This is a genomic window from Rhodococcus sp. NPDC056516 (assembly GCF_042794655.1).
In the GTDB taxonomy this organism is placed as follows: domain Bacteria; phylum Actinomycetota; class Actinomycetes; order Mycobacteriales; family Mycobacteriaceae; genus Rhodococcus_F.
This window is the reverse complement of sequence record NZ_JBHTTG010000003.1, coordinates 1-23,631: the sequence shown is the minus strand read 5'-3', so window position 1 is coordinate 23,631 and position 23,631 is coordinate 1. Positions and strand designations below refer to the sequence as shown.

The window sequence follows — 23,631 nt, the reverse complement described above, 5'->3', positions numbered from 1 at the left end:
TGTAGTCGCCCACCGCAATTGTCGGGTGGATGACTGCCCGCTTCCGAATTGCCCGCCAGTGGAACTGGCCCAGATCAGGAAGCGCGCCGGGGTCGATCGGAGCGGCCGCGTCTGCGTGGATCTTCCGACCAGTCACGCGACGGTGCGCGTCGGCCCGGAGCTGGAGCCCGGCGCCTGTCGGGTTGCGGCGCGCGTCGTTCCGGTCTGCGTTGCCCAGTTGGAGCAGGTTGGGCGCGGCGAGCGGGCGGCCTACGTCGATCAGGCTGTGGTTTCTTGGCAATGCCGAACCGAGGCTTGCCGAAGACCAGCGGGATCCAGCCGCGACCGCTGCTCTCGGACGAGGCGACCGCCTCCGGTTCACGGAAGGCTGCATGAGCGATCAGCCCGAACATCAGCAGGGTGGTGATCATCGACGTTCCGCCCGCCGAGATGAGCGGCAATTGCAGACCGGTCACCGGAATCAGGCCAACCACGTAAGCGATGTTGATGAACGCCTGGACGACGATCAACGTCGTTGCCGTAGCCGTCATGACTTTGAGGAACGGATCGGTGGACCGCTTGGCGATCCGCAATCCGACGATCAGTACCGCCGCAAAGAGAGCTACGACAATCAGGGCGCCGACCAAACCCAACTCTTCACCGATCACGGCAAAAATGAAGTCGTTGTGTGCCTGCGGGAGGTAGCTCCATTTGGCGTCGGACTGTCCTAGACCGCGACCGAAAATGCCGCCGTTGGCCAATGCGTACTTGGCCTGAGTGCTCTGGAAGTTCAACCCCTGCGGGTCGAGGTCGGGATTCAGGAATGCCTTGATGCGATCCGATCGGTAACCAGCAGTAAGCCCGAGCACGAGAAACGCGACGGCAGAACCGAGTGTGAGGCTGATGAACGTCTTCATCCGGAACAGTCCGAACCACAGCACCGACATGAAGATGATGCCGATCGTGATGGTGGTTCCGAGGTCCTTCTCCAACACCACCAGGACCAGAACGAGCAGCGTCGTACCGCCGATCACCGGCAATGCGCGGTTGACATCCATCCGTGCGTTCATGAACGACGCAACTGTCGCAGCCGACCAGATCGCCAGAGCAAGTTTGGCCAGCTCCGACGGCTGGAAGGAAATGCCCGCGATCACGAACCAGCTGCGAGCACCCATCTGTTCGGAACCGATACCTGGAATCAGCACCAGGACAAGCAGAACAAGACACAGGATCAGCAGCCACGGCGAAGCTCTGCGCATCGTTTCGGTCGGTAAGCGCACGACCGCCACGAACATCACGAGACCGATCGCTGCGAACATGCACTGCGGCCAGAATCTGGCGTACGACGTCCCGGACAGAACGTAGGACTCGACGCCCGAAGACGAGAGCACCATCAGTAGTCCGAACGCGACGATCAGCACGACCAGACCGACGATCATGTGGAAATCGAACAGTGGCCGATTCGTCCACATCGCCGTTCGAGCGCGAAAGGGCGTCGATGTGCGGTCACGTTTGTCCGACGATCCGCGGGGTGAGTTAACTGGCTCTCCACTCCCGCGACCGTTGGGCTTGTCTTCGCTGCGACCGGTCACCACACAAGTATCGTCCCACGACTCCTAACCCATGGGTAACACAAGTCCCACGAGTCACACGGGCTCTGCCTCCGAAGGACCGAGGAGACCCACAAAATGCCAGTTCACGTCTTTCTCCGACGGCTGTCTGCCACCGCCCCCGCCAACGAGAGCATCAACATGACGACGCAGACGGCCAGCGCGATTCCGAGCGCACGTCCGTATCCGTCGGTCGACGACCCGAGGACACCGAGATACAACCCCGATACCGCTGCCAGAGAGATGGTCGCCGACAACCGCTGCGAGAGTTGAAGGAAGCCCGCTGCAACTCCGTTCGCGCCCGCCGGCGCGTATTCGAGAGTCAACACCCGATTGGGTGCGTCGACGAAGCCACTGGCAACTCCCGACAACACGGCCAGGACTACCAGCACCGGGATCAGACACTCCCGAGGAATCAGATTGACCGCCGCGATGTAGCCGAGGATGACAAGTATCTCCCCGACTATCGCAACAACGACCGCACCTCGGCCGAACCTGGCAACCAACCGCCACCCGAAGGCCGACGTCAGTGCCATCGCGAGCGAACTGCCGGTCATGATCAACGCCGCACTCAGCGGCGCGAAGCCCAAACCTTCGATCAGATAGAGGCTGAGTACCGCGTTGACGGCGAGGATGGATCCGAACCAGAAAAGCGCAACCGTCGTACCGAGTCGAAATCCCCGAGAGGCGATCAACGACGGAAGTAGCACGGGCGTACCTCCGCGGACGGCATACCGACGTTCCCAGAACCAGAAGGCGACAGCAGCGCCGAAAGCACCGATCAGGAAGGCCGCGGCCACCGTGACACTCGTTCGGGTCACGATGGGCCACAACAGGAGCCCGGTCGTAGCCGCCAGCAGGCACAACCCCACCGGATCTATCGACGCGCCGGATCGGGTGGTTCGATCACGGCGCAGAAAGCGAAACGCCAGAAGCAGTGTGACCACGGCAAACGGCACGTTGAGGATCAGGAGCAGCCGCCACCCGAAGTCAGGATCGGAATACTTCAGCAGAACACCACCGAGGATCGGTCCGGAAACGCCGGCCAGACCACCCGCGGTGCTGTACGCGCCCAGCGCCTTCGCCCGTGCCTTTCCGGACACCCGGTCGGTGATGATGCCGAGCACTTGCGAACTGATGGTGCCTGCACCGATCCCCTGTCCCAGCCGAGCCAAAACGATCATCGACGGGTCCGACGCACACGCTCCGAGGATTCCCATCACCGCGAAAATGCTGAGCCCGACCAAGAACAAGCGCCGACGACCGACGACGTCACCGAGTCGGCCCGCCGGCACCAGGGCCAAGCCGAAAGTCAGCGAATAGCTCGCGAGGATCCACTGCACCTCGGAGGTCGACGCGCCCAGCGACGCCCGGATGGACGGGACCCCGATTCCGAGCACCGCCGAATCGAGAAGGGTGGTGAAACCCGCCGCTACGCAGACGACGATCTCCCAGCGCACGGCCGAATCGATCTTGGTGGATTCGGCCGCCGCTGTGACTGTGTGGGACAGGACCCGTTACCCCGCAGCTTCGTGGGAAGCCCGACGCGTGAGCGCCGGTCGCAGCCCAAGGTGCTCCCGCAGCGTCGACGTGGAGTACTCGGTGCGGTACGCCCCACGCTCCTGCAGTTCCGGGATCAACCAGTCGACGATCTCGTCGAGTCCGGTCGGCACCAGGTACGGCGAGATGTTGAAGCCGTCCGAGGCTCCGTTGCGCACCCAATGCACCAACTGGTCGGCGACCTGACCGGGAGTGCCCGCAAAACCCGAACGCTGTGAGGTTTCGATGGCGACCTGACGCAGGGACAGATTCTTTGCCTCCGCGAGAGCGCGCCATTCACGCGCAATTGCAATGGGGTCGTTACCGTCCCGCGCTGAACCGCGCGTCTCCGAAACCGGGCGAGCAACCGGATCTTCTTCGGGGAGTGGACCGTCGGGGTCTCGATCGGAAAGGTCCTTGCCCCACACCAGACCGACGAGAGAGAGTGCGGTTTGGCCGGTGAACTGACCTTCGAGGACCCACCGAGCCTTCTCCTCCACCTCGGACTCGTTCTCCGCCAACACGATCTGCGTGCTCGGCAAGATCTTGACGTCGTCTTCGGGTCGCCCGGCTTTACTCAACCGAGCCCGAATGTCCTCGGCGAAGTCGAGAGCGCCGTCGAAATGTGTCCCGTGTCGCGAGAAGATGACGTCGGCATGCGTCGCCGCGAAATCGCGTCCACTCGGCGAATCACCCGCTTGGAAGATGACCGGATGCCCCTGGCGGCTTCGGGGAAGCGTCGGCGTCACGGAGATGTCGAACTGCGAAGTCTGCCTGTGCACCTCGCCGACGGCTCCCGGATTCGACCAGTTCTCGGACGTCCGAGAGACCGAGATCGCGTCGTCGGCCCACGAATCCCACAGTGCCCGCGCAGTTTCGATGAACTGCCCGGCACGCTCGTAGCGTAGGGCGTGGTCGAGGAAACCACCGCGACGGAAGTTTTCTCCCGTCCACGCGTTGTCGGTGGTCACCGCATTCCAGCCGGCCCGTCCGTCGGAAAGTAGATCGAGGCCGGAGAGTCGACGTGCAAGGTCGGCAGGTTCGTTGTACGTGGTGTTCTGCGTCGCGACCAACCCGATCTTGTCGGTGATACCGGCGAGTGCGGCCAACTGCGCTATTGCATCCGGGCGGCCGGCGATATCCAGATCGAGAATCTTGCCGTTCTGTTCACGAAGCCGCAGGCCCTCACCGAGGAAGAATGCGTCGAACAGACCTCGCTCGGCGGTGAGTACCAATCGCCGAAAAGTCTCGAAGTCGATCTGGGATCCACTGGCTGAATCGGACCAGATGGTGGTGTGGTTGACCCCTTGGAAGAAGACGCCGAAGTGAACGTGAGCGTCGGGTCGAGGCACGGCGGAGCGTGATGCAGTCATAGCCGAAATATCCTTAGCACGAAGTCAAGTCAGGAAGAGTGGGCGAATCGATTTGCGGGCCGCTGCAGCCCGAGGTTGCCCCTCAGCGTCGAGCCCGGAACGGGGCGCCGCGTCAACCCGGCCTTGGACAACCCCGGAAGCACGAACTTGGCCAGCACAGGGAGGTCCTCGTCGATCACGAGAGCGTGGAAATGAACACCGTCGAGGTGCCCGGCCAACTCTTTCAGAACTGCGGCCGCCTCCCCCGGATCTGCAGCCAGGAGCAGTCGACCACTATCGACGGCTTTCCCGTGCGAGTTCAGCTCGGTCAGTCGCTGCGCCGCAGACAGATTCGGCGTATCGAAAGCCACATCGACCTCGGCGACCACCAACGACGCGCCCTCATCGCGCGCCTTGGCAGCCGACTGTGCGATGGCCTCCACCGAATCACCGGACACGAGAACAACATCCGCCTGGTGTGGTTCGATGGCGCCGTAGCGGCCGAAGACCACCAACTGGCCTTGCGGCGGCCGCGGAACGATGGCCGGCCCCTTCACCGAGAACGTGTCGCCCTCGAAATTGACGTAATGCAAACGATCACGCTCGAGGAACCGTCCACTGAGATAGTCACGGACGACGGCGTCGTCCTCCCACGAGTCCCAGAGATCAGTCACGACGGTGACCGAATCCCGCTGCTCCTGCCGACGCGCCGACTCCGTTGCCACCGGAGCTCTCCCCCACGCCCTCGCCGCAGCGTCGTCCTCGACCGGAACGGCAAGCCAGCCGCCGCGCCCGCGGGAGGAGTAGTCGAGCGTCGCCAATTGCGAAGAGGTATGGAATGGTTCGGCGTACGTGGTCCCGACGACGGGGACCAGCCCGATCGTGCTGGTCGTCGCCGCCACGTACGACGCCCTCGAGACTGCGTCGATACGGCCGACCACCTCCCCACTCGGAGGAAGGATGGAATCGTCGAACGTCGCGAACGTGAAGCCCGCATTCTCGGCAGCCGCGACGCGATCGCGCACGGTCTTACCCGTGAGCAGCTGGTCCGGGCGGTGCGAGCTTCGACGCCAGGCAGCGGGGTGAGTACCCTCGCCGTCCAATTCGATACCCACGGCAAAAACAGTCATGCGTCCTCCATCGGTCCTGGCGGTAGCACCCACACTGCGGTTAGGTAGCGGGTTGCTGCGGCATCATCGAGCCAGGTCTCTCAGCCACTCTGGATGGTGGATGCAATCTATGTCGACCACGACAGGCAAGTCAAATTCGAACATTCGAATTACCTTGACTAGCAACATATTTCAAAAGAATCACGATGATCGAAAGGGTTGCGTGTTTACGCTATCGAGCTGGACACGACAAAACCCCGCCCGACTCACGTCGGACGGGGCTCTCGGGTTGCGCGTAAGGCTACTTAGCGCCCATCCATGCCTGGTCGAACAACATGATGCCCGTTGCGGTCGGAACCACACCGTGCACGTTCTTCTGCCAAGCCCAGAAAGAGGCCAATCCACCGACCGGAGCCGACGGAACCGTTTCGTTCCACAAGGTCTGGATCTTGCTGATCACGGCCAGCGCCGACGCGTTGTCCTTCGTCTGCTGCAGATCAGCGATCAACTGATCCATAGCGGGGTTGGCGTAACCCGCGGTGTTGGACTTCGAGGTGCTGTTGGTGGTCGAGTACAGACCGAGATCGGGAATCGACTCGTACAGACCGATACCGGCGTGAGCGAGGTCGAAATCATTCTTGACGTAGACGTTCTGAACGATGTCGCCGGCATTGTTCGCAAGAATGAGGTTCACCTCGAACCCGACGGCCTGAAGCAGAGACTGCACAGCCAAACCGATCGCATGGTCCTTCGGCTCGCTGAGCACGATGTAGTTGAGCGTGCCGTTGTATCCGTCGGCCTTGGCCTGGCTCAGAAGCTCCTTGGCCTTGGCGGGGTCGTACGCGATCCCCGGGGTGTCTACATGCCACTGTGACGTCGTGCCGAACAGCTCCGAACCCGGGAGTCCTTCACCGTTTTCGGCGCGCTGGTCGATCAGCTCCGGATCCAGTGCGTAACCGATAGCCTGGCGGACACGAACATCCGAACCCGGACGGCCCGCACGGTTGTTGATGATCTCCGCACTGCCGGCGTTGAGTACGTCGATGTAACCGGGATAGCCGGCGGACTTGGCTGAGTTGATCGCCGACGTCAGACCACGAATGTAGGCAACGTCCAACTGACCGCTGTTCAGCGATTCGAGATTGGCCTGCGGGCCGTTGAGCGCAACCATCCGAAGCTGTTCGAGCTTGGGAGCACCACCGTAGTAGGCGGGGTTGGCCTTGAAGATTCGCTCGACACCCGGGCTGAACACGCCTTCGGTGAACGGTCCGGCACCAACCGCAGTGAACTTGTCACCTTGCTGCGAGCTGGGAGCGACGATCATTCCGTGGCCAAGGGCCAGCATCGACGGAAAACGCATCCAGGGCGTACTCAGATTGAAGACCACGGTAGTGGCATCCGAAGCTTTCATCGAGGCGACCGATGCCAGCCACAGTTCTGCGCCGTTACCCTTACCTGCGTTGTACCGATCAATACTCGCGATCACCGCGTTGGCATCGAGCGCAGTGCCGTCACTGAACTTCACACCGTCGCGAAGTTTCAGCGTCCAGGTGGCTCCGTCGTCAGCTGTCTCGAGCGATTCAGCCAACTTGGGCTCGAACTCGCCGCTCGCAGTGTCGTAACTCATCAGGACGTCGTACACAGCAGCGAAGGCCTCACCGCCGGAACCGCCGCGTGCGGCAGTCTTGGTCGGGTCGAGTGAGGGAACGAGCACCTGCACGCCGTAGGTCATCGTCCCGCCGGCGACAGCGCTCCCCGGATCGGACTGCTCGTTGACCATGCCTGTCACGATGTCTCCCGATGCGGTCGTCGTGTCGGTACCGCTGTCGTCATTGCTGCTCGCGCAGCCCACCAGCAGGACACCGGCACCGAGCAGCGCCACGGCGACACGGCCAACTTTCCCGATACGCCGAGATCTCGAGTTCGACACGGAGATTCCACCTACTTCCAGTAGACGCGGCCAGGAATCGGCCGCAACCCGCTAATAGTGAAGTTCTCGGCGGAGTGACGCGCAGCACGTTCCCGGTGACCGGAAATTCATCTGAACGGACGAATCCGGACGTGCGCGAGTGGAGACGCCCACTCTTGCCGAGGCAGGTCAGACCCCATCTCAACCGTGAGCAAACTCATATTTTCTATGCAACAAGTATTGCATAAGACACTCCATGCAGCTAGCGTTGCCGACGATATTCCCGTCGATTGGAGGAATCTTGACCGAATTACCCGTTACACACGCAGTCTCGAATGAGGACGATTTGCTGCTCCGCCTCGATCGAATCAAGCCCGGGCGCCCTCATCGCAAGCTGATGGTGATGGGTGGACTCGGCTACACGTTCGATGCTTTCGACGGCGCGTTCATGTCATATGCGCTTTCAGCACTGATCGTGATTTGGCACATTCCGAAAAGCACGGCGGGATGGCTGCTGTCGTCGATTTTCGCCGGCTACCTGGTGGGCGCTCTGGTGGCCGGCGTTTTGGCGGACCGCTTCGGCCGTCGGCGAATGATGCTCACCGCGCTCCTGGTGTTCTGTTTTTGCAGTCTCTTGATAGGGACTTCGACGACGGTTCCCGAACTGTTTGTCTGGCGGATGCTCGCCGGCGTGGGACTCGGCGCAGAGGCCACCTTGATCGCGCCGTATATCTCCGAGTTTCTGCCGGCTCGCGTCCGTGGCCAATTCGTCGCCCGCACCATCAGTTTCCTTGCGCTCGGATACATCTTGGCAGGAATACTGGCGCCAGTGGTGATCGCACCCCACCCCGAAACCGGTTGGCGGATCGCGGCTGTGATCGCAGCACTGCCCGTAGTCTTGCTTCTCTGGTGGCGGCGCAGCATGCCCGAGTCACCCAGGTACCTCCTCTCACGTGGGCGGGTCGCCGAAGCCACGGCCATAATCGAGGACTTCGAACGAAAATGCGAGGTCGATCCCGAGGCTCTCACTGAAACCGCGCAGACCCAGACGAGCGCACCAACGCAGTCCAATGTCAGTGCCGGGGGCATGTTTGCACCGTTGACGAAGTTGTGGGCCGGGCCAACGGCACGCACGACTTTGATGTTGTGGCTGTTGTGGTTCGCTCTGACGGGCGCCCACTACGGATTCTCCACCTGGCTGCCAACGCTGCTTGTGACGGACAAGGGATTCACAATCACCAAGTCGTTCCTGTTCACCTTGGTGGTCGGGATCGCGCAGATCCCCGGTTACTACGTCGCGCAATTGCTCATCGATCGGCTGGAACGCAAATGGTTGATCGCCGGTTATGTGCTTGGTGCAACCGGCTCCGCCCTGGTGGTGGCGTTGTCCGACAGTAATTTGATGCTGCTTGTAGGTGCAGCGCTGCTCGCCGCATTCTTGAACGGAGTGGCTGCCGTCTACTACACGTACACCGCCGAGCTCTACCCGACCTCGATCCGCGTGACAGGCATGGGCGCGGCGTCCGCAGTCGGGCGAATAGGTGCCATCGTCACACCAATCGCGATCGGTTATCTGTCCGCGGCTGGGATCAGTTTTGCGCAGATCTTCCTCGGCCTCGTTGCATTACTGGCCACCGCGATCGCTGTTGTGGTGGTTTTGGGACAGAAAACGTCGGGTCGCGCCCTGTCCTGAGACGGTGAAGATTCCTACCACGTCACCGATTTTCCAGAGCGGTCGATCGATACGTCGCCAGGATTCGATGTGCCGAGCTTCCCGGCGGTTCGCACTGTTCTGTCATCACAACTCAGGGACTATTGTGGGCAGACCGATGAGGGGCATGCCTTACATATCGCTCAGCGGTGGATGCGGACGGACATGAAGACGTGGCCAAGTAGGCGCTTTCACCGAAAGGGTCTGAACTACAAGGTTTTACACCAATTTCCTACCTCGATGAGAGCATCCACTGACAGCATCGAATTCTCATGCCGCGCCATGATTGAGGTTTGGACTTCGCGACGGGTAGCTGTGAGCGCCGGAAGAATGCTTACAGCTACCCGTTGCAGCATTCCCAGCCGGTTCGGGTCGGAGAATAGCTACCTCTGGACGGAAAACAATCACTGAACGAGAAAAGGCTCCAACATCATGTCAAGACACATGATGTCGGAGCCTTTTCTCAAAATATTATGGTGGCCAGGGCCGGGATCGAACCGGCGACCTTCCGCTTTTCAGGCGGACGCTCGTACCAACTGAGCTACCTGGCCGGACGGCACCCGAACCGAATGCCTATCGCATTGCGTTGTTCTCAATCAAGTGACTGAGAACAACGCTCTGCGACCCTGACGGGACTCGAACCCGCGACCTCCGCCGTGACAGGGCGGCGCGCTAACCAACTGCGCCACAGGGCCTTGCTTTTTCCTTGCTGTGAAACCGTACTACATCTTCGAGCCGCTCCCAAACCACTGTCCTGGTCTGGCATTTGTGCATCTCAAAGCGTGTCGTGCGGGTCAAACCATACTGCATCGTTTCGCTTTCGCAAAACGTACCCCCTACGGGATTCGAACCCGCGCTACCGCCTTGAAAGGGCGGCGTCCTAGGCCGCTAGACGAAGGGGGCCCGCCGGATCTCTCCGAACTAGTACCCCAACGGCGTTCCGTTGGGAGCTTGGATAGCTTATGGCACGGCATTCGGAAATCACAAATCGCCTGTTCACGGGCGAAAAAGTACGCTATTCGGTGTCAGGGAACTCCACCTGAGGCCATCCGTCACGATGGAACGTCTCCAACCACTGCGGCGTAGCCATGGCTTCGAGGACCACTTCGAGAGACTCCTCGAACCACTCGCCCAGCTCTCCGCTGGAGGCAATCAGGTCTGCCATGTACCGCTGACCTGCAAGGCCGGCCGCCAGCACGCGCGTGAATTTGACCGGGTCGGCATCTTCTCGCAGCAATCCGTCGTCCTTGGCACGCACTGCCAACTCGTAAGCGGTCTTACCCCAGACCTGCCCACCACCCGATTGCACGTCCTTGTAGAACTCGGGCTCGATGATCAACCGGAATTCCGCCTGCACGATCACTTCGGCACGAAAGACTTCGGCAATGTCGAGCACGAGTCCGTGCAATGCGACGAATGGATCGAGGTCTGTTCTCCTGGCCCAACGATCAGTGATTCCAGTGAAGGTTTCGATGGCCGAGGTCAGAACTGCTCGCGCCAGCTCTTCCTTGGACTGGAAATGAAAATACATGGCGCCTTTGGTGGCGCGGGAGCCCTCGAGGATCGTGTTCACCGACGCAGCTGCATAGCCGCGCTTGGCGAATTCGACTGCAGCCGCTTCGACCAGGGCGGCGCGGGTACGCCGCGCACGCTCTTGTTGACGTGCCATTTACGGTGTTGTGCCTCTCGCAGAGTTGGTACGCAGAATCGCCGTGATCGGCGCCTGTCATCCCCCCGAAACTTCACAGTATCCCCTCCAACACACCCTACGTAAGGACTAGAGCGATACCCGCCAAAAGTACTAGTCGCAATCGGCTGTTCAGGGGACAACAACCGACTTTATGCCCAAAGGACACCAAGTGGTATGGTTTTGGCCGCTCGGGTGCGGCACAGGGGGTGCGCATCCGAGCTTTTTATTGCCTGGGACGTCGACAATCCGACCATTCGGGCGAAATCACTTTTGCCGACCAAGGCGTAACAGTCCCAGTGTTTTAAACAACCAAAGCGAATGTTTATTCCCTATTTTTCGACAAAACAGCACTGGAAGCATTGAAATAACACAGTTAGACTGCCTAAATGAACGTAGGTAAGGATCGCAGCGAAACCAGAGACGACATCGACGTACTTTGGGATGATCTGGGCGCCTTCGTCCGGCGGCTCCGCACCAAACGCAACGACCACAAACTCACGCCAAGCCAAATCCAGGCCCTCGGCCACCTAGATCGACAAGGTCCGTCGACCGCGAAAGCGTTGGCGCAGTTCGAGCGAGTCACGCCGCAGTCCATCGCAAAGACGGTGACCGCACTCGAAGAGCAGGGGATGGTGACACGCAGTTCGGATCCATCGGACGGTCGCGCGGTCCTGGTCACGATGACCGAACTCGGGACATCGACCCTGCACGAAGACCGAACGAAACGCACAGCGTGGCTGGCCGAGGTCATCGAAGCCGAGTGCACCGAAGCCGAGCGCGACTTGCTGCTGATCGCCGGCCGCATCCTGCGCAAACTCGGCCAGGACGTGACCCCAGCATCCGCATCCGCATCAGAGGAGTCACTGATGAACCCGTGACCGCCGTCGCCGTAACGTCGACACCCCAAACCTCCGTTCCGCTGAAACTGAGTCTTGCTCTCGGTTCGGGAACCGTTCTTCAGGCACTGAACTCGTCGATGATTGCGGTGGCAATCGTCCCGATCGCCACCTACTTCGGTTCGAGTTCCGGCACGGCCTGGGTGATCTCGGCCCTCTACATCGCGACTGCTGTCACGGCCCCGGCTGCCGGGCGACTCGGATCTATTCTCGGAGCCAAACGCGTCTACCTCGCCGGGTTGGGCCTGATCGCTGCTGGATCGATCCTCGGCTCGCTCGCTCCGTCACTGGGTTGGCTGATCGCCGCACGAATCCTGCTCGGAATCGGCACCGCGACACAGTATCCGAATGCAATGACCGTCATCCGTGAATATGCCGATCGCCACCGGGCTCAAACCCGTTCAGCCATCGCAACACTCACCATTTGTGCACAATCGGTAGTCGCACTGGGGCCTACCCTCGGTGGGTTGCTGGTCGGCACACTCGGTTGGCAGTCGATCATGTGGGTGAACCTCCCACTTGTCGTAGTTACTGCAATATGGGTCCTCTTCGCCGCTCCGAGCGACTCCGCCCTGCCCGACCGGGCCGGTGCCGCTGCTCTGTTCAAGTCTCTCGACCCACTCGGCATCGCCCTGTTCCTGGCACTGACGACATCTACGATGCTCTTTCTCCTCTCTCTTGCCGAGCAAGCGAAGTGGTACCTCGTCCCGTCGACGGCTCTATTCGCGTTCCTGTTCGTCTGGCGGGAACGGCGAACCACCTCGGCGTTCATCGACGTCCGAGCTGTCGCGCGAAACCGAGCGTTGAGCATGACTCTCGGCCGGACCCTTCTGACCTACACGGCGTTCTACTGCATTTTCTTCGGACTCCCCCAGTGGCTGCAGGTGGCCCGAGGAATGTCACCGATCAGCGCCGGACTCTTCATGCTCCCTGTCGCTGCGGTCGGGATCTTCGCGACCATGTCCGCATCGAGGGTGTACGGGAAATTCGGCGCACGGACCACCCTGCTGATCGGCACCGCCGCCTTGGCGGTGGGCGGGGTTCTGATCGCCTTTGTCGAATCGAGCTCGACGCCACTGGTGGCGCTCCTACTGATTGCGGCGATCCTGGGCATTCCCAACGGCTTCAACAACATGGGAAACCAGAACCTGATCAACTCGGTGACCACCTCTGCAGATGTCGGAACGGCGATCGGCCTGTACCGAACAATCCAGTACATCGGCGCCAATCTTGCTGCCGTCGTCATCGAGCTGACCATGCGCGGAACCATCGACGACGCGGGTCTGCATCGCACCGGTGGGACCATCGCCATCATCGGAATTGCACTTCTGGTGGGGGTGGTGTTTTCACGAACCCTGCGGTCCCGTTAGACTCTGCGCCGCGCCCCTATAGCTCAGTTGGTAGAGCTACGGACTTTTAATCCGCAGGTCGTAGGTTCGAGTCCTACTGGGGGCACAAACGCAGACCCGGCACCTCATTCGGAGGCGCCGGGTCTTGTGCATTCGAGCTACATGAATGCATCAGCAAGTCATCGAAGCAGAAACTCGAGGGTCACCCGCTCGAATGCCTGCTTGGCTTCGATCATCACCCAGTGCCCGCAGTTCGGGAAGACGTGCAGTTCTGCGTTCGGAATCAGTCGCATCGGAATCATCGGCATGTCCGGTGGGCACTGCCGATCATCGAGCCCCCACGTCAACAAGGTCGGGCACTGCACCTTGTGCATCATCGACCAGTAGGGCGGTGCGTCCGAGTTGGCCATCATCTGCTGCTGAGCGGCAAAGGCTTTGGACCCGTACATCGCCGACAATGCCTGGTGCGAGGCCGGGTCGTTGGCCGTTTCCCACCGCTCCTCGATCCGCTCCTCGGTGATCACGGATTTGTCGTAGACCATGCACTCGAGCCAGCGAACCAACTTCTCGCGACTGGGACCGTCGGCGAAGTCCTGCAGGAGTCGCGTGCCTTCACTCGGGTTCTGACTGAAAATGTTCGGACCGATGCCACCGATGGTGACCAACTTGCGGACGCGATCGGGAAACCTCATTGCGACGTTGACGCCGACTACCCCACCCATCGAATTGCCGATCATCGCAGCCGATTCGATTCCCAGCGCGTCCATGAATCGGTTCACCGACGAAGCTGCCGTGAGAACCGGATGACCGTCGACGGGATCGCTCACGCCGAACCCCGGGAACTCCAGGATGTAGCAGTGGAAATGCTTCGCGAACACCGCGAGGTTCCCCCGGTAATTCCGCCAACCACTCACGCCGATCCCCGAGCCGTGCAACAGGATCAACGGCGGACCCTCACCTGCCTCGTGATAGCGCAAGGTGCCCTTGTCGGTAGCGACTTCCCGTTCGGTCCCCTCATACGTCACGTCCATGACCCGATACTAGAACGTGTTTCAGATTTGCAGGACGGAACCTTCGAATGCAGCCGACGAGGTCAGAAGCATCCCCCACCACCTCGACGCCCACTGCGATTCGTGGACTTCTGCTCGCTCGGTTTCGGCTTCCCCGGTGCGGCCTTCGTGCACCGGTTGGGGCGCCGCACCTGCTCGAAATGCCCAGCGCTCACTACATGGCCGGCCACGCTCACCCTGACCGGCGTGTCCGCGCGGGCGGTTCCGACTTGCGCCGACCCCACTGTCAGGGCGAATGCCGCCACAACGACCATCGCCATCTTCTTCGAGATCTTCATGCGTACTGCCACTTCGACACGGGTCCACTCCAGATGCTGAACAGGTGCGCGCACCGAAGGAACACGCTCGGTGTCGACGATATTCAGCCAGGGTGGCCGGCCGCGATCCTTTTGCTCACCAGCATCTGAACAGTCGACAACAAAAGTTTTGGCGGCACGTCAACATCCCGAGGGCGTCAACGAGCCGACGCCCAACGTACGCACCGTTACTGAGAAATCCGTAAATCCAGACCGCCGCCTCACGCGACGGTCGAGCTGCACCTACTGCAAGTCCCGATGGAAACAACGCGTTTCGTCCGCAGTCCGAAACATCCGGTTTGATAATTTCTTCACAGACAAGCTCACTCCTCGGATTCTCGGGGCCTGCCGGCGCTCTCCGGTGAACAGGCATCGGAAACTGTTGTGCGCGAACTCTTCAACCCAGATACCCACAGAAGCCGAGGCATTGATGACGCAGACCAACGTCACGGAACGGGAAGGTCCGACGCCTACCCGATACGAACCCGACGACCGCTGGGTCCCGGTTGATCGGCGGTGGTTCGGTCTCGACCGCACGACCTTCCTTCCGGCCGCCATCGTATTGGCTGTCGCAATCGTGATGAGCATCGTCATTCCGCAGATCAACGACGCCGTCTCCTACGACGACCCCGTCGTCGCGGGCGACGTCATGGAACTCCAGTACGGCGTCACCTTCGTTCCTGCTCCGGGGTGGGGAATCACCGACGGCGTCCGGGAGGCTGATGCACCGGTGACCGGTTCGTTCCCTCCTCGCGCCACACTCGTGAACGGAGGTGCGATGTTCACCGTATACACAGCGTCTTTCACCGGTGACGCAAACGCCCTCCTCGAACAGATCAAGAAGACTTCCGATGCCCTCGCTACCGAGAAGTCACTCCGGGTGAGCGACGATGCCTCCGCAATCACTACGGAAAGCGGCATCCGCGGAGTGCTGACCAGCTACTCGAATTCGACCACAGACGGCGTGATCGCCGCATTTGTCGTCGACGGTAAGGGCATCGAAGTGGTGTCCACCGGTCCGAGCGACGTGGCTCCGACGATCACCGACGACATCGCTCACATGATAGTGAGCATCGGCCACCGAACCGGAGAGGGCAAGTGATGACCGCTCCCGTAGTACAGACGACCGACGATCTGATCACCATTCGAGCGGAAGCTATCGAAAACTCGGGCTGGGGGCGGTCTTTCGCTTTCTATCAACCACGCAACGCAGCCTTCTGGGTGTACCTGCTGTTGGTGGTGAGCGGCGCCTTCAAGCTCTTCTCCATGCTCTCGGCCTCCGCACCCGCCTACGGCGACGCCATAGCATTGTCCATCGCACTCTTCGGCGTGTACGGCGCGGTCTTCTGGTGGTTCACCCACCACATCGACCGGTACGCACGCCAGCCCGTCAAACTGATCGTGGTGGCGTTCTTCTGGGGCAGTTTCGCGGCTACGTGGGTGATGGCAGCGAACGCCAACGACGCGATACTTGCCCTGTACGCCAAAACGTTCGGACAGGCATGGGCGTCGGATTGGGGCGCAGGATTGACAGCGCCGTTCACCGAGGAAATCGCCAAGGGCGTCGGATTGCTCCTGCTCATCTCGCTGGCATCTCGCTTGGTGCGCACCGCGTTCGACGGCTTCATTCTCGGCGCCTTCATCGGGCTCGGCTTCCAGATCTTCGAAGACATTCTCTACGCATTGAACTCGGCTGCCTCGCAGTTCGGAGCAAATCCGGTCGGCGCCGAAATGTCGACGATCGTCCTCCGCATGGTCTTCGGAGTGGCAGCACATACTCTCTACAGTGCGATCTTCTGCACCGGACTGGTCTACCTCCTTGGGCGTCCGGCCGAACCACGGCGTGTTGGGCGTGGTCTCGCCTTGATGGCATCCGCGATGCTTCTCCACGGCCTGTGGGATTCCGCCGGCGCCTTAGCACAGGGCAAGAATGCACTCCTCTTTCTGCTCTTCGTCATTATGATCGCTGCCGCCTTGATCCTCGTGGTCCGCGTGTTTCGAATGACGGTTCCGCGTGAGCGCCAGTTCCTCCGTGAGGTTCTCGCCCCGGAGGTCGAGCGCGGCGTCATCACCGGTGACGAACTGACGGCACTGTGCGGCGACCGTAAGGCACGCAAGGCTTTCCGGAAGTCAGCGGGAAACCATGCCGACCGCAAGCGCAACGAGTACGTGCTCGAGGCCGCCGCGGATCTTGCCGATGCGCTGGCCGAAGGCCGCGGAACAGAAAGCGGTCGAGTCGAATTCGCTCGATCCGAGGTAAGCCGAATCAGGAGTGGTCAGCCGTCGGTCAAGCTCTGACCGACAGCCGACCACTGTCCAATGCGGCGTTTCTCGGTTCAGAGGGCGAGGAACGCCGCGTTGGCCACCAGTGCCTGCGTGAAAAGCGTCCAGTCGTTGATGATGTGCGCACCTGAGGAGACCCACAGATTCTTCGTGCGAATGTAGGCAAGCGTCAGGATAATTCGAGCCCCACCGATAATGATGAAGGCTTGCGCGAAATTCCAGTCGTATGTCGGAAGGTGTGCTGCCGCAAACCACAGGGAACTGATCAGCCAGGCCAAGAGAATCGCGTTCTTGCGCGAAAGCTTTGCCTTGGCGAACAGGAAGTACATCACGGCGAGGAACGGGATGATCGTGAAGACTTCTTCACCGACAAGTTGGAACAGTGTCCCTACGTAAAAGGCAACGGTGTCCACAGCGCCGGCGTCGCCGACATCCTCGATTACGTCGTTGGCCGATACCCCGAAAACCGACTTGACGATCAAAGCCAATACCACCGTCAGAATGAGGTTGAGGACGGCAAAACCGATCATCACCAACACATCGTGGCCACTGACTTTGCGAAACAATGCGCGCCAATGATCTCTTGTCACCATGGCCAGCACGGCCAACGGAACCGTCACGAAAAGAATTCGTGGAATCAGGGCCACAGTGTTGTCGGGCTGCGGGATGAGCACCAATGCAGCAAATCCGACGACGACGGATGCCCACACTGTCAACCACTGCTTCACCGAGAGCGCAGCGGGAACATCGTTGTAGAACGGGAAATCTGCGTCGTCACGACGCTCGATCAGATGACCGAAACGATCACCGGGAGTATCGGTTCCGCCTATCGGCAACTCGTGTGCTCCGGAACGACCACTCATCAATGTGCCCCTTTTAGGTAGATTTGTGGATCAATAGTTCCACGTCACGCCTAGCGGAGCAGCATTGAGAGCCGTAATTCTCCGAGTCAGGGCACAGCAGTCAATCGACGAACCGCCTCCACCGCAGCCTCGCGACGTCGAGCGACGGTACGGGACGACTTGAGCGCAAACATCCGGGCGATGTCCGTGATCAACAGAATCAATTCCGTGGGATTCCACTCCGGATCAATGTGCCCCTCGAGCTGTCCCTTGCGAATCTCCGCAATTTTCGGCCGGAAGGTCTTGCTTCGTATGTCGTCCTCGCTCATGACATCCGGCGCTTCGAGATCCGCCCACTGCTGCAATCGAGCGTTCTCGGGATGGGCGACGTAGTTGTCGAAAAGCCGACCTGCATAGCCCGGCAGGTCATCACCTCGAAGCGCTGTCTCCGCTGTGGTTTCGGACGTCCACTGTTCAGTGACGGCAGCGAACAACTCTTCCTTGCTTGCGAAGTAAGCATAGAGACGGTCTTTGCTGGCACGCGCTTGCGCGGCGATTCGATTGATCCGCGCGCCGGCCAGACCGTACGTGGCAAATTCGTCCTTTGCGGCCGCCAGAATGCGGTCCCTCGTGGCTTCCCCTGCTGAGCGCATGTTCACAGCCTAGAACGAATCGACCGTTGCCGAACCATCCGGTTCGGCGTAGCGTGCAAAGTTGACGAACAATTTGGTTCGCGAACTGACATGTGGCCTACCCGCCGATGCAAGGAGAGACATGAATCTCGACGAAGCCCGAACCGCTTTCGCCCGGCTCCGTGCAGCGGAAAGTGGTGTGTCGCCAGAAGAACTCGACGACGTGTGGGCGGCGCTGGATACCGTCGCCGCCGCGGACATACTCGGTGAATGGAAGGGTGACGACTTCGCCACCGGTCACCGGCTGCACGAAAAGCTGTTCGCGAGCCGTTGGTACGGCAAGACGTTCAACTCGGTCGAGGACGCTAAGCCGTTGATCTGTCGCGATGAGGACGGAAACCTCTATTCCGACGTCAAGAGCGGCAATGGCGAAGCAAGCCTGTGGAACATCGAGTTTCGCGGCGAAGTCACGGCGACGATGGTCTACGACGGCGCGCCGATCTTCGACCACTTCAAGAAGGTCGACGACTCGACACTCATGGGCATCATGAACGGAAAGTCGGCATTGGTTCTCGACGTCGGGCAGCACTACTACTTCCTACTCGAGCGAGCGTGATTCGCGCCGAACAGAATTCGACGTCTGCAATGCAGATGACAGCGGCGCTCTCGCACGGACCGCACTCCCCCTTCACACTCGACACCGTCGAGATCGACGAACCCCGTGCAGACGAGATCCTTGTTCGCATCGTCGCAACAGGTCTGTGCCACACAGATCTGTTCACGAAGTCGGTGCTCCCGGAAAGCCTCGGCCCCTGTGTGTTCGGGCACGAAGGGGCGGGGGTGGTCGAGGCCGTCGGCTCGTCGATCGACAGCATTTCACCCGGTGATCACGTGTTGCTGAGCTACCGCAGTTGCGGTGCGTGCAGGCAGTGCCTCAGCGGTCATCGGGCATATTGCGAAAGCTCCCACAGGCTCAACAGCTCTGGCGCACGCACCGACGGCTCGACGCCGATCCGGCGAAACGGAACTCCGATACGGTCCGCATTCTTCGGTCAGTCCAGTTTCGCGGAATACGTCATCGCCTCTGCCGACAACACCGTTGTCGTCGATCCTGCGGTGGATCTGACCGTCGCGGCTCCGTTCGGCTGCGGGTTCCAAACCGGCGCCGGTGCGGTCCTGAATCTGCTTCGCCCCGAGCCCGACTCGACGTTTGTCGTTTTCGGAGCCGGAAGCGTCGGATTCGCGGCGCTGCTGGCAGCACGGGCTGCCGGGGTTTCCACCCTGGTTGCCGTGGACCCCGTTGCACATCGACGAAGCCTCGCCGAGGTATTCGGCGCCGTCACCGTCGACCCGACCACCGAAGACGCGATGGAAGCGGTTCGCGCCGCCACCGACGGTGGCTCGACGCATTCCCTCGACACCACCGGCATCGGCGCCGTGATCAATCAAGCCGTCGCATCACTTCGTGCGCGGGGAACACTGGCGGTGGTCGGGCTCGGAGCGTCGACAGTCGAGGTGAACATGGCCGACATCATGCTGAGCGGAAAGGCAATTCGAGGATGCATCGAAGGTGAATCGGAAGTCGCGACATTCATCCCCGAACTCGTCGAACTCTTCACTGGTGGCCGGTTTCCGATCGACCGCTTGGTGACGCGCTACGCCTTCTCCGACATCGACAAAGCCGTCGAAGATCAAGCGTCGGGGCGCGTCATCAAACCCGTTCTCGTGTGGTGAGGGGCGAAATGTCTCATTCGTCGACCCGGCGGAATTCGCCCTAGACTGCGCTCCTGCACTTCACGTCGGAGCAAGGTGGGGACGATGACAGAACACACCAGTACAGGCGCGGGCCACGGCCGGGCCGTTATGCCGATCATCCGGATGCGCGCACGCAGCCGCGACGAGGACCATCGAGCGTCGACGCCACTCGAACTGTTCTTCGACCTGTGTTTTGTGGTGGCAGCTGCGCAAGCCGGAGTTCAACTGGTGCATGCCGTTGCCGAAGGCCACTACGCCGACGGCATCGCCGGTTACATGTTCGTCTTCTTCGCGCTGTGGTGGGCGTGGGTGAACTTCACCTGGTTCGCCTCTGCCTACGACACGGACGACGTCCCCTACCGGATCGCGACCTTCGTACAGATTTGTGGCGTTCTCGTCTTTGCCGCCGGAATCCCCGACGCTTTCGACGGAACCGACCGCACGACAGCTATCGTCGGCTACCTGATCATGCGGATAGCACTGACGTGCCAATGGCTTCGAGCCGCGAGCGGTGAAACCGGTGCGGCGCGAACCACAGCGCTGCAGTACGCCGCCGGACTCGTGATCGTTCAGGCGGGCTGGATCGTGCTGCTTCTGATGCCGGCGTCGGCGTGGATACCCGGCTTCTTCGTTCTGATGATTGCCGAACTCGCGGTGCCGGCAATCGCCGAACGCAACCACCAGACGCCGTGGCACCCGCATCACATCGCCGAACGCTACGGCCTCTTCACCATCATCATGCTCGGCGAAACCATTGCTGCCGCCACCATCGCGGTCCAATCCGGCATTCGTGACTTCGACGCCGCCGATCTACTGATCCCCATTGCCGTCGGCGGAGTTCTGATCGTGTTCTCCGCGTTGTGGATCTACTTCGCCGTCCCGATCCACGAGTACCTCGCAGACCAGGGCAATCGCGCTGTCCTGTTGTGGGGGTACGGACACTACTTCGTATTCGGGTCCGCTGCGGCCATCGGCGCCGGGATCGAAGTAGCCGTCGAGGAAGCAGTCGGCGAAGCGCACATTTCAACATTCGCAGCATCTGCTGCGGTCACGATCCCAGCCGCGATGTTCTTGATCTTCGTGTGGCTCATGCACTCACGGCACTTCAAGCGCGACAGGATCGAGCAGGCCGTTCTACCGGTGAGCGCAATCCTGGTTCTCGCCTGCACGTTCGCCGGACACTGGGCGGTCCCGCTCGCCGGACTGGTGGCGGCGGGAACCGTCGGAGTCGGTGTCGGCCTGAGTACTCGATCGAAGAGCTGACTCAGATTTCGGGAGCCGGTGCCTCGCCCTTGCTCTGCGGCTCGTGCTGCTTGAGTTCACCGCGCATCTTGTCGAGATCCTTGCCACGCTTCTTGTACAGGTAGCCGAGCGCAACGAGACCCAGGAACAACGCGACGCCGAGGACTGCACCGACAACGGAGGCTCCGCGGAATCCGGGACCGTCCACGTCGAGGATCCGCTCGCCCGCATGCGCTGCATTGTTGTTGCCGAGAACAACTGTCAGCGAGAGCAGATTCGGCAGCGCGAAGATGACACCCAACGCGAGAGCCGTGATCTGCATGATTCGAGCATGCTTGCGCTTGCGCACCTGCCAAACCGCCCGGAAGAAGATCAGCGGGACGAGTGTGCAGACGAGACCGAACAGTAGTCCCCACGCGATACCGGCGCTGAAGCTGCCGTTCGCCAGCGACGCAATGCGCTGCGCCCACCAACGCGGCAGGAAGGCGGCAAGGATGAAGTAGGCGATGACCAGGACCACCGCCATCACTGCGATCCCGATGGCCTTCTTCGCCCACGGCGGCATGCCCGGCTGTGCGGTGGCCGGTGAAGTTTCCGGTGTCGTCATGACAATTCCTCGTCTAGTCGGCGTCTGTACTGACGAATCTATCCGTTACGAGCGTTCCTCATCCGCATCGAGAACGATCCGGGCAAGCCGCTTCGGCGCAACGAGGGTGAACGAGGTGTAGATCCACTCCTCGAGCTGTGACCATTTCTCCTCGGAAACGTCGGTACCGATGTCGAGTGCAACCCACCCGTGGCGACCGAGCCCGTAGCCGGCAGCGCTTGCGCCTGGTTCGGTGGCCACCACCGCTTCGGATTCCTCCTTGCTCAACTTGACTGTCAGGGAGGTGGCTTCGAGGTTGCAGAACACGAAGTTCTTGCCGCGCACCCGGAACGTCGGGTGACCATCCCACGCTTCGACGTCGACACGCTCTGCCTCCGGCAGGGACAGCGAGATCTCTTCGAGTCGACGCATGTTGTCGGGCATGGAGATGATTGTGCACGCTTCGATACCGGGCTTCACACTCTCGACACGGCTAGGCTCGGCGACGACCGCGTTACCGAACTCCAATCATGGGGAGAGTGGCATGCGCACGTTAGTTCATCTGGTTCTGTTGATTTGTGGGATCGCCGTAGCCGTCGGCTCGTTCATGTACGTTCTGGCCGGCGTCAAACCGGGCAACGTTCGTCTCGAGGACCTGCGGGACGGTTTTCCGGCGGGCTGGGCGATCGAGCAGATCGGCGATCAGTCCGTGACCTTCTACCGTTCGATGGCGATACTTTTGCTCGCCGCCGCCGTTTTGATTCTGATTGCCGCATTGTTCGGTTCTCGTCTTGCAGCGTGGATCGGAATCATCGTGGGATTGGGAACTCTGGGCACGTTCTACTACCGAGTGAACGACCAATTCGACAACGTCATCAGGGAAAACTACTCCACGATCCTGACAAATCAGACAGGATTCATCTTGACGGCCGGTGGACTGATTCTCGCGCTCCTAGCGTGTCTGGTCCCCCGCGAGAAGACCCGAGCCTGACCGCTCGGCAACCGGAGGGTTACCGTCGACGCCGACATTCACTAGTGTCTGCAACAGCCGGGTACTGACGAGTAGTACCCCAGAAGAGGTAGGGCATCAATGGCATCGCTTGACGACCTTCTATCCCAGATCCCCATCGACCAGATCGCGCAGCAACTCGGCGTAGACCAGGCAACTGCCGAATCGGCGGTCAAGACGGCACTGCCGACCCTCGTCGGTGGCCTCGGCGCCAATGCGCAAGATCCGGCAGGCGCGGCCTCGCTGGAAAGCGCGTTGCAGTCGCACGCCGACACCAGCCTGCTCGACGACGGCGTCGACATCAGCAAAGTCGACACCGCTGACGGTCAGAAGATCGTCTCGAACATCTTCGGCGGCAACACCGATCAGGTCGCCAGCGCACTCGGCGGAGTCGGCGGCGGCGGAAACGATCTGGTGAAGCAGTTGCTGCCGATCCTCGCTCCCATCGTCCTGGCCTACCTCGCCAAGCAGTTCACCGGCGGCGGCGCAGGTGCGCAGACCCAGGCCTCCGGCGGCGGCGGGCTCGGGGATCTCCTCGGCGGAATTCTCGGCGGCGGTGGCAATTCCGGCGGCGGCATCGGTGGCGCACTCGGCGGCATCTTGGGTGGATCCGGTGGCGGCGGCCTCGGAGACCTGCTCGGCGGTCTCCTCGGCGGCGGCAAAAAGTAAGACTCTCGGCAGATAAGCGCTGCGGCGCACCCCGTGGGGTACGCCCCCCCCCGCTGTTGCGTCCAACCGCGACGGTAGAAAAAACCACACCGCCAAAGCAAAA

General features: G+C 61.0%; 22 protein-coding genes, 4 tRNA genes and 1 riboswitch. Of the genes, 11 read left to right on the top strand and 15 right to left on the bottom strand.

Going from position 1 to position 23,631, the window contains the following annotated elements:
- Nucleotides 1–74: 74 nt before the first annotated feature.
- The 5 genes from ftsW to ACFQ6Y_RS09390 form a co-directional block, all read right to left on the bottom strand.
- On the bottom strand, nt 75–1,451 hold the full coding sequence (gene ftsW, locus ACFQ6Y_RS09410; RefSeq protein ID WP_378532757.1) for a putative lipid II flippase FtsW: 1,377 nt from the start codon (nt 1,449–1,451) through the stop codon (nt 75–77).
- Between the two features lie 224 nt (nt 1,452–1,675).
- On the bottom strand, nt 1,676–3,049 hold the full coding sequence (locus tag ACFQ6Y_RS09405; protein WP_378543005.1) for an MFS transporter: 1,374 nt from the start codon (nt 3,047–3,049) through the stop codon (nt 1,676–1,678).
- A gap of 57 nt (nt 3,050–3,106) precedes the next feature.
- Nucleotides 3,107–4,501 carry an NtaA/DmoA family FMN-dependent monooxygenase gene (locus tag ACFQ6Y_RS09400; protein WP_378631420.1) on the bottom strand — a complete coding sequence of 465 codons (1,395 nt, stop codon included), beginning with the start codon at nt 4,499–4,501 and terminating at the stop codon, nt 3,107–3,109.
- Between the two features lie 29 nt (nt 4,502–4,530).
- Nucleotides 4,531–5,610, bottom strand: coding sequence for an LLM class flavin-dependent oxidoreductase (locus ACFQ6Y_RS09395; protein WP_378631417.1), 1,080 nt, complete (start codon nt 5,608–5,610; stop codon nt 4,531–4,533).
- 4 nt (nt 5,611–5,614) lie between these two features.
- A riboswitch (SAM riboswitch) is annotated at nt 5,615–5,710 on the bottom strand.
- 180 nt (nt 5,711–5,890) lie between these two features.
- Nucleotides 5,891–7,519 carry an ABC transporter substrate-binding protein gene (locus ACFQ6Y_RS09390; RefSeq protein ID WP_378631411.1) on the bottom strand — a complete coding sequence of 543 codons (1,629 nt, stop codon included), beginning with the start codon at nt 7,517–7,519 and terminating at the stop codon, nt 5,891–5,893.
- A 280-nt stretch (nt 7,520–7,799) separates the two neighbouring features.
- Here ACFQ6Y_RS09390 and ACFQ6Y_RS09385 point away from each other — a divergent pair, with 280 nt between their 5' ends.
- Nucleotides 7,800–9,191, top strand: a complete 1,392-nt coding sequence (locus ACFQ6Y_RS09385) for an MFS transporter (RefSeq protein ID WP_378631408.1) — start codon at nt 7,800–7,802, stop codon at nt 9,189–9,191.
- Between the two features lie 492 nt (nt 9,192–9,683).
- Here the strand turns inward: ACFQ6Y_RS09385 and ACFQ6Y_RS09380 are convergent.
- The 4 genes from ACFQ6Y_RS09380 to ACFQ6Y_RS09365 form a co-directional block, all read right to left on the bottom strand.
- Nucleotides 9,684–9,760, bottom strand: a tRNA-Phe gene (locus tag ACFQ6Y_RS09380).
- 70 nt (nt 9,761–9,830) lie between these two features.
- Nucleotides 9,831–9,904: transfer RNA gene (locus ACFQ6Y_RS09375), tRNA-Asp, on the bottom strand.
- 135 nt (nt 9,905–10,039) lie between these two features.
- Nucleotides 10,040–10,112, bottom strand: a tRNA-Glu gene (locus ACFQ6Y_RS09370).
- A 112-nt stretch (nt 10,113–10,224) separates the two neighbouring features.
- Complete coding sequence (locus ACFQ6Y_RS09365; RefSeq protein WP_378631405.1) at nt 10,225–10,878, bottom strand: TetR family transcriptional regulator; 654 nt, start codon at nt 10,876–10,878, stop codon at nt 10,225–10,227.
- 407 nt (nt 10,879–11,285) lie between these two features.
- Here ACFQ6Y_RS09365 and ACFQ6Y_RS09360 point away from each other — a divergent pair, with 407 nt between their 5' ends.
- The 3 genes from ACFQ6Y_RS09360 to ACFQ6Y_RS09350 all read left to right on the top strand — a co-directional run bounded on the left by ACFQ6Y_RS09360 (nt 11,286) and on the right by ACFQ6Y_RS09350 (nt 13,250).
- On the top strand, nt 11,286–11,777 hold the full coding sequence (locus ACFQ6Y_RS09360; protein WP_378631403.1) for a MarR family winged helix-turn-helix transcriptional regulator: 492 nt from the start codon (nt 11,286–11,288) through the stop codon (nt 11,775–11,777).
- Nucleotides 11,774–13,165 carry an MFS transporter gene (locus ACFQ6Y_RS09355; RefSeq protein ID WP_378631400.1) on the top strand — a complete coding sequence of 464 codons (1,392 nt, stop codon included), beginning with the start codon at nt 11,774–11,776 and terminating at the stop codon, nt 13,163–13,165. Before ACFQ6Y_RS09360 ends, ACFQ6Y_RS09355 begins: the two co-directional genes overlap by 4 nt.
- 12 nt (nt 13,166–13,177) lie before the next feature.
- Nucleotides 13,178–13,250: transfer RNA gene (locus tag ACFQ6Y_RS09350), tRNA-Lys, on the top strand.
- A 73-nt stretch (nt 13,251–13,323) separates the two neighbouring features.
- Here the strand turns inward: ACFQ6Y_RS09350 and ACFQ6Y_RS09345 are convergent.
- Nucleotides 13,324–14,175, bottom strand: coding sequence for an alpha/beta fold hydrolase (locus ACFQ6Y_RS09345; protein WP_378631398.1), 852 nt, complete (start codon nt 14,173–14,175; stop codon nt 13,324–13,326).
- Between the two features lie 62 nt (nt 14,176–14,237).
- Nucleotides 14,238–14,546: a hypothetical protein gene (locus ACFQ6Y_RS09340; RefSeq protein ID WP_378631395.1), complete on the bottom strand. Its 309-nt coding sequence runs from the start codon at nt 14,544–14,546 to the stop codon at nt 14,238–14,240.
- A 394-nt stretch (nt 14,547–14,940) separates the two neighbouring features.
- On the opposite strand from ACFQ6Y_RS09340, the gene ACFQ6Y_RS09335 reads away from it, so the two are divergent.
- A complete protein-coding gene (locus ACFQ6Y_RS09335) occupies nt 14,941–15,612 on the top strand; it encodes a hypothetical protein (RefSeq protein ID WP_378631392.1) in 672 nt (223 codons plus the stop codon).
- Nucleotides 15,612–16,808 (top strand): PrsW family intramembrane metalloprotease, encoded by a 1,197-nt coding sequence (locus ACFQ6Y_RS09330; RefSeq protein ID WP_378631389.1) that lies wholly within the window; start codon nt 15,612–15,614, stop codon nt 16,806–16,808. Before ACFQ6Y_RS09335 ends, ACFQ6Y_RS09330 begins: the two co-directional genes overlap by 1 nt.
- A gap of 38 nt (nt 16,809–16,846) precedes the next feature.
- On the opposite strand, the gene ACFQ6Y_RS09325 is transcribed toward ACFQ6Y_RS09330, so the two are convergent.
- Entirely contained in the window at nt 16,847–17,656 is an 810-nt protein-coding gene (locus tag ACFQ6Y_RS09325; RefSeq protein ID WP_378631386.1) for a CPBP family intramembrane glutamic endopeptidase, read from the bottom strand.
- An 86-nt stretch (nt 17,657–17,742) separates the two neighbouring features.
- Complete coding sequence (locus ACFQ6Y_RS09320; protein ID WP_378542989.1) at nt 17,743–18,288, bottom strand: TetR family transcriptional regulator; 546 nt, start codon at nt 18,286–18,288, stop codon at nt 17,743–17,745.
- A 121-nt stretch (nt 18,289–18,409) separates the two neighbouring features.
- Between ACFQ6Y_RS09320 and ACFQ6Y_RS09315 the strand changes: the two genes are divergently transcribed.
- The 3 genes from ACFQ6Y_RS09315 to ACFQ6Y_RS09305 all read left to right on the top strand — a co-directional run bounded on the left by ACFQ6Y_RS09315 (nt 18,410) and on the right by ACFQ6Y_RS09305 (nt 21,285).
- Nucleotides 18,410–18,883 (top strand): DUF4334 domain-containing protein, encoded by a 474-nt coding sequence (locus ACFQ6Y_RS09315; RefSeq protein WP_378631383.1) that lies wholly within the window; start codon nt 18,410–18,412, stop codon nt 18,881–18,883.
- Between the two features lie 29 nt (nt 18,884–18,912).
- On the top strand, nt 18,913–20,001 hold the full coding sequence (locus tag ACFQ6Y_RS09310; protein ID WP_378632815.1) for an NAD(P)-dependent alcohol dehydrogenase: 1,089 nt from the start codon (nt 18,913–18,915) through the stop codon (nt 19,999–20,001).
- An 84-nt stretch (nt 20,002–20,085) separates the two neighbouring features.
- Nucleotides 20,086–21,285 (top strand): low temperature requirement protein A, encoded by a 1,200-nt coding sequence (locus tag ACFQ6Y_RS09305; protein WP_378631380.1) that lies wholly within the window; start codon nt 20,086–20,088, stop codon nt 21,283–21,285.
- A 1-nt stretch (nt 21,286) separates the two neighbouring features.
- On the opposite strand, the gene ACFQ6Y_RS09300 is transcribed toward ACFQ6Y_RS09305, so the two are convergent.
- Together ACFQ6Y_RS09300 and ACFQ6Y_RS09295 are read right to left on the bottom strand one after the other, a co-directional pair.
- A complete protein-coding gene (locus tag ACFQ6Y_RS09300) occupies nt 21,287–21,871 on the bottom strand; it encodes a hypothetical protein (RefSeq protein WP_378542983.1) in 585 nt (194 codons plus the stop codon).
- 45 nt (nt 21,872–21,916) lie between these two features.
- Nucleotides 21,917–22,294: an MmcQ/YjbR family DNA-binding protein gene (locus ACFQ6Y_RS09295; RefSeq protein ID WP_378631378.1), complete on the bottom strand. Its 378-nt coding sequence runs from the start codon at nt 22,292–22,294 to the stop codon at nt 21,917–21,919.
- A 100-nt stretch (nt 22,295–22,394) separates the two neighbouring features.
- On the opposite strand from ACFQ6Y_RS09295, the gene ACFQ6Y_RS09290 reads away from it, so the two are divergent.
- Nucleotides 22,395–22,841, top strand: coding sequence for a hypothetical protein (locus tag ACFQ6Y_RS09290; RefSeq protein WP_378532009.1), 447 nt, complete (start codon nt 22,395–22,397; stop codon nt 22,839–22,841).
- Nucleotides 22,842–22,940: 99 nt separating this feature from the next.
- Nucleotides 22,941–23,528: a DUF937 domain-containing protein gene (locus tag ACFQ6Y_RS09285; protein WP_378446578.1), complete on the top strand. Its 588-nt coding sequence runs from the start codon at nt 22,941–22,943 to the stop codon at nt 23,526–23,528.
- Nucleotides 23,529–23,631 lie beyond the last annotated feature (103 nt).

Bases quoted from the DNA above. Each gene is read 5' to 3' on its own strand.
- ftsW (WP_378532757.1), bottom strand. From the start codon at position 1,451: ATGTGGACGAATCGGCCACTGTTCGATTTCCACATGATCGTCGGTCTG.
- ACFQ6Y_RS09400 (WP_378631420.1), bottom strand. From the start codon at position 4,501: ATGACTGCATCACGCTCCGCCGTGCCTCGACCCGACGCTCACGTTCAC.
- ACFQ6Y_RS09395 (WP_378631417.1), bottom strand. From the start codon at position 5,610: ATGACTGTTTTTGCCGTGGGTATCGAATTGGACGGCGAGGGTACTCAC.
- ACFQ6Y_RS09365 (WP_378631405.1), bottom strand. From the start codon at position 10,878: ATGGCACGTCAACAAGAGCGTGCGCGGCGTACCCGCGCCGCCCTGGTC.
- ACFQ6Y_RS09360 (WP_378631403.1), top strand. From the start codon at position 11,286: ATGAACGTAGGTAAGGATCGCAGCGAAACCAGAGACGACATCGACGTA.
- ACFQ6Y_RS09345 (WP_378631398.1), bottom strand. From the start codon at position 14,175: ATGGACGTGACGTATGAGGGGACCGAACGGGAAGTCGCTACCGACAAG.
- ACFQ6Y_RS09335 (WP_378631392.1), top strand. From the start codon at position 14,941: ATGACGCAGACCAACGTCACGGAACGGGAAGGTCCGACGCCTACCCGA.
- ACFQ6Y_RS09330 (WP_378631389.1), top strand. From the start codon at position 15,612: ATGACCGCTCCCGTAGTACAGACGACCGACGATCTGATCACCATTCGA.
- ACFQ6Y_RS09325 (WP_378631386.1), bottom strand. From the start codon at position 17,656: ATGAGTGGTCGTTCCGGAGCACACGAGTTGCCGATAGGCGGAACCGAT.
- ACFQ6Y_RS09320 (WP_378542989.1), bottom strand. From the start codon at position 18,288: ATGCGCTCAGCAGGGGAAGCCACGAGGGACCGCATTCTGGCGGCCGCA.
- ACFQ6Y_RS09315 (WP_378631383.1), top strand. From the start codon at position 18,410: ATGAATCTCGACGAAGCCCGAACCGCTTTCGCCCGGCTCCGTGCAGCG.
- ACFQ6Y_RS09310 (WP_378632815.1), top strand. From the start codon at position 18,913: ATGCAGATGACAGCGGCGCTCTCGCACGGACCGCACTCCCCCTTCACA.
- ACFQ6Y_RS09305 (WP_378631380.1), top strand. From the start codon at position 20,086: ATGACAGAACACACCAGTACAGGCGCGGGCCACGGCCGGGCCGTTATG.
- ACFQ6Y_RS09300 (WP_378542983.1), bottom strand. From the start codon at position 21,871: ATGACGACACCGGAAACTTCACCGGCCACCGCACAGCCGGGCATGCCG.
- ACFQ6Y_RS09295 (WP_378631378.1), bottom strand. From the start codon at position 22,294: ATGCCCGACAACATGCGTCGACTCGAAGAGATCTCGCTGTCCCTGCCG.
- ACFQ6Y_RS09290 (WP_378532009.1), top strand. From the start codon at position 22,395: ATGCGCACGTTAGTTCATCTGGTTCTGTTGATTTGTGGGATCGCCGTA.
- ACFQ6Y_RS09285 (WP_378446578.1), top strand. From the start codon at position 22,941: ATGGCATCGCTTGACGACCTTCTATCCCAGATCCCCATCGACCAGATC.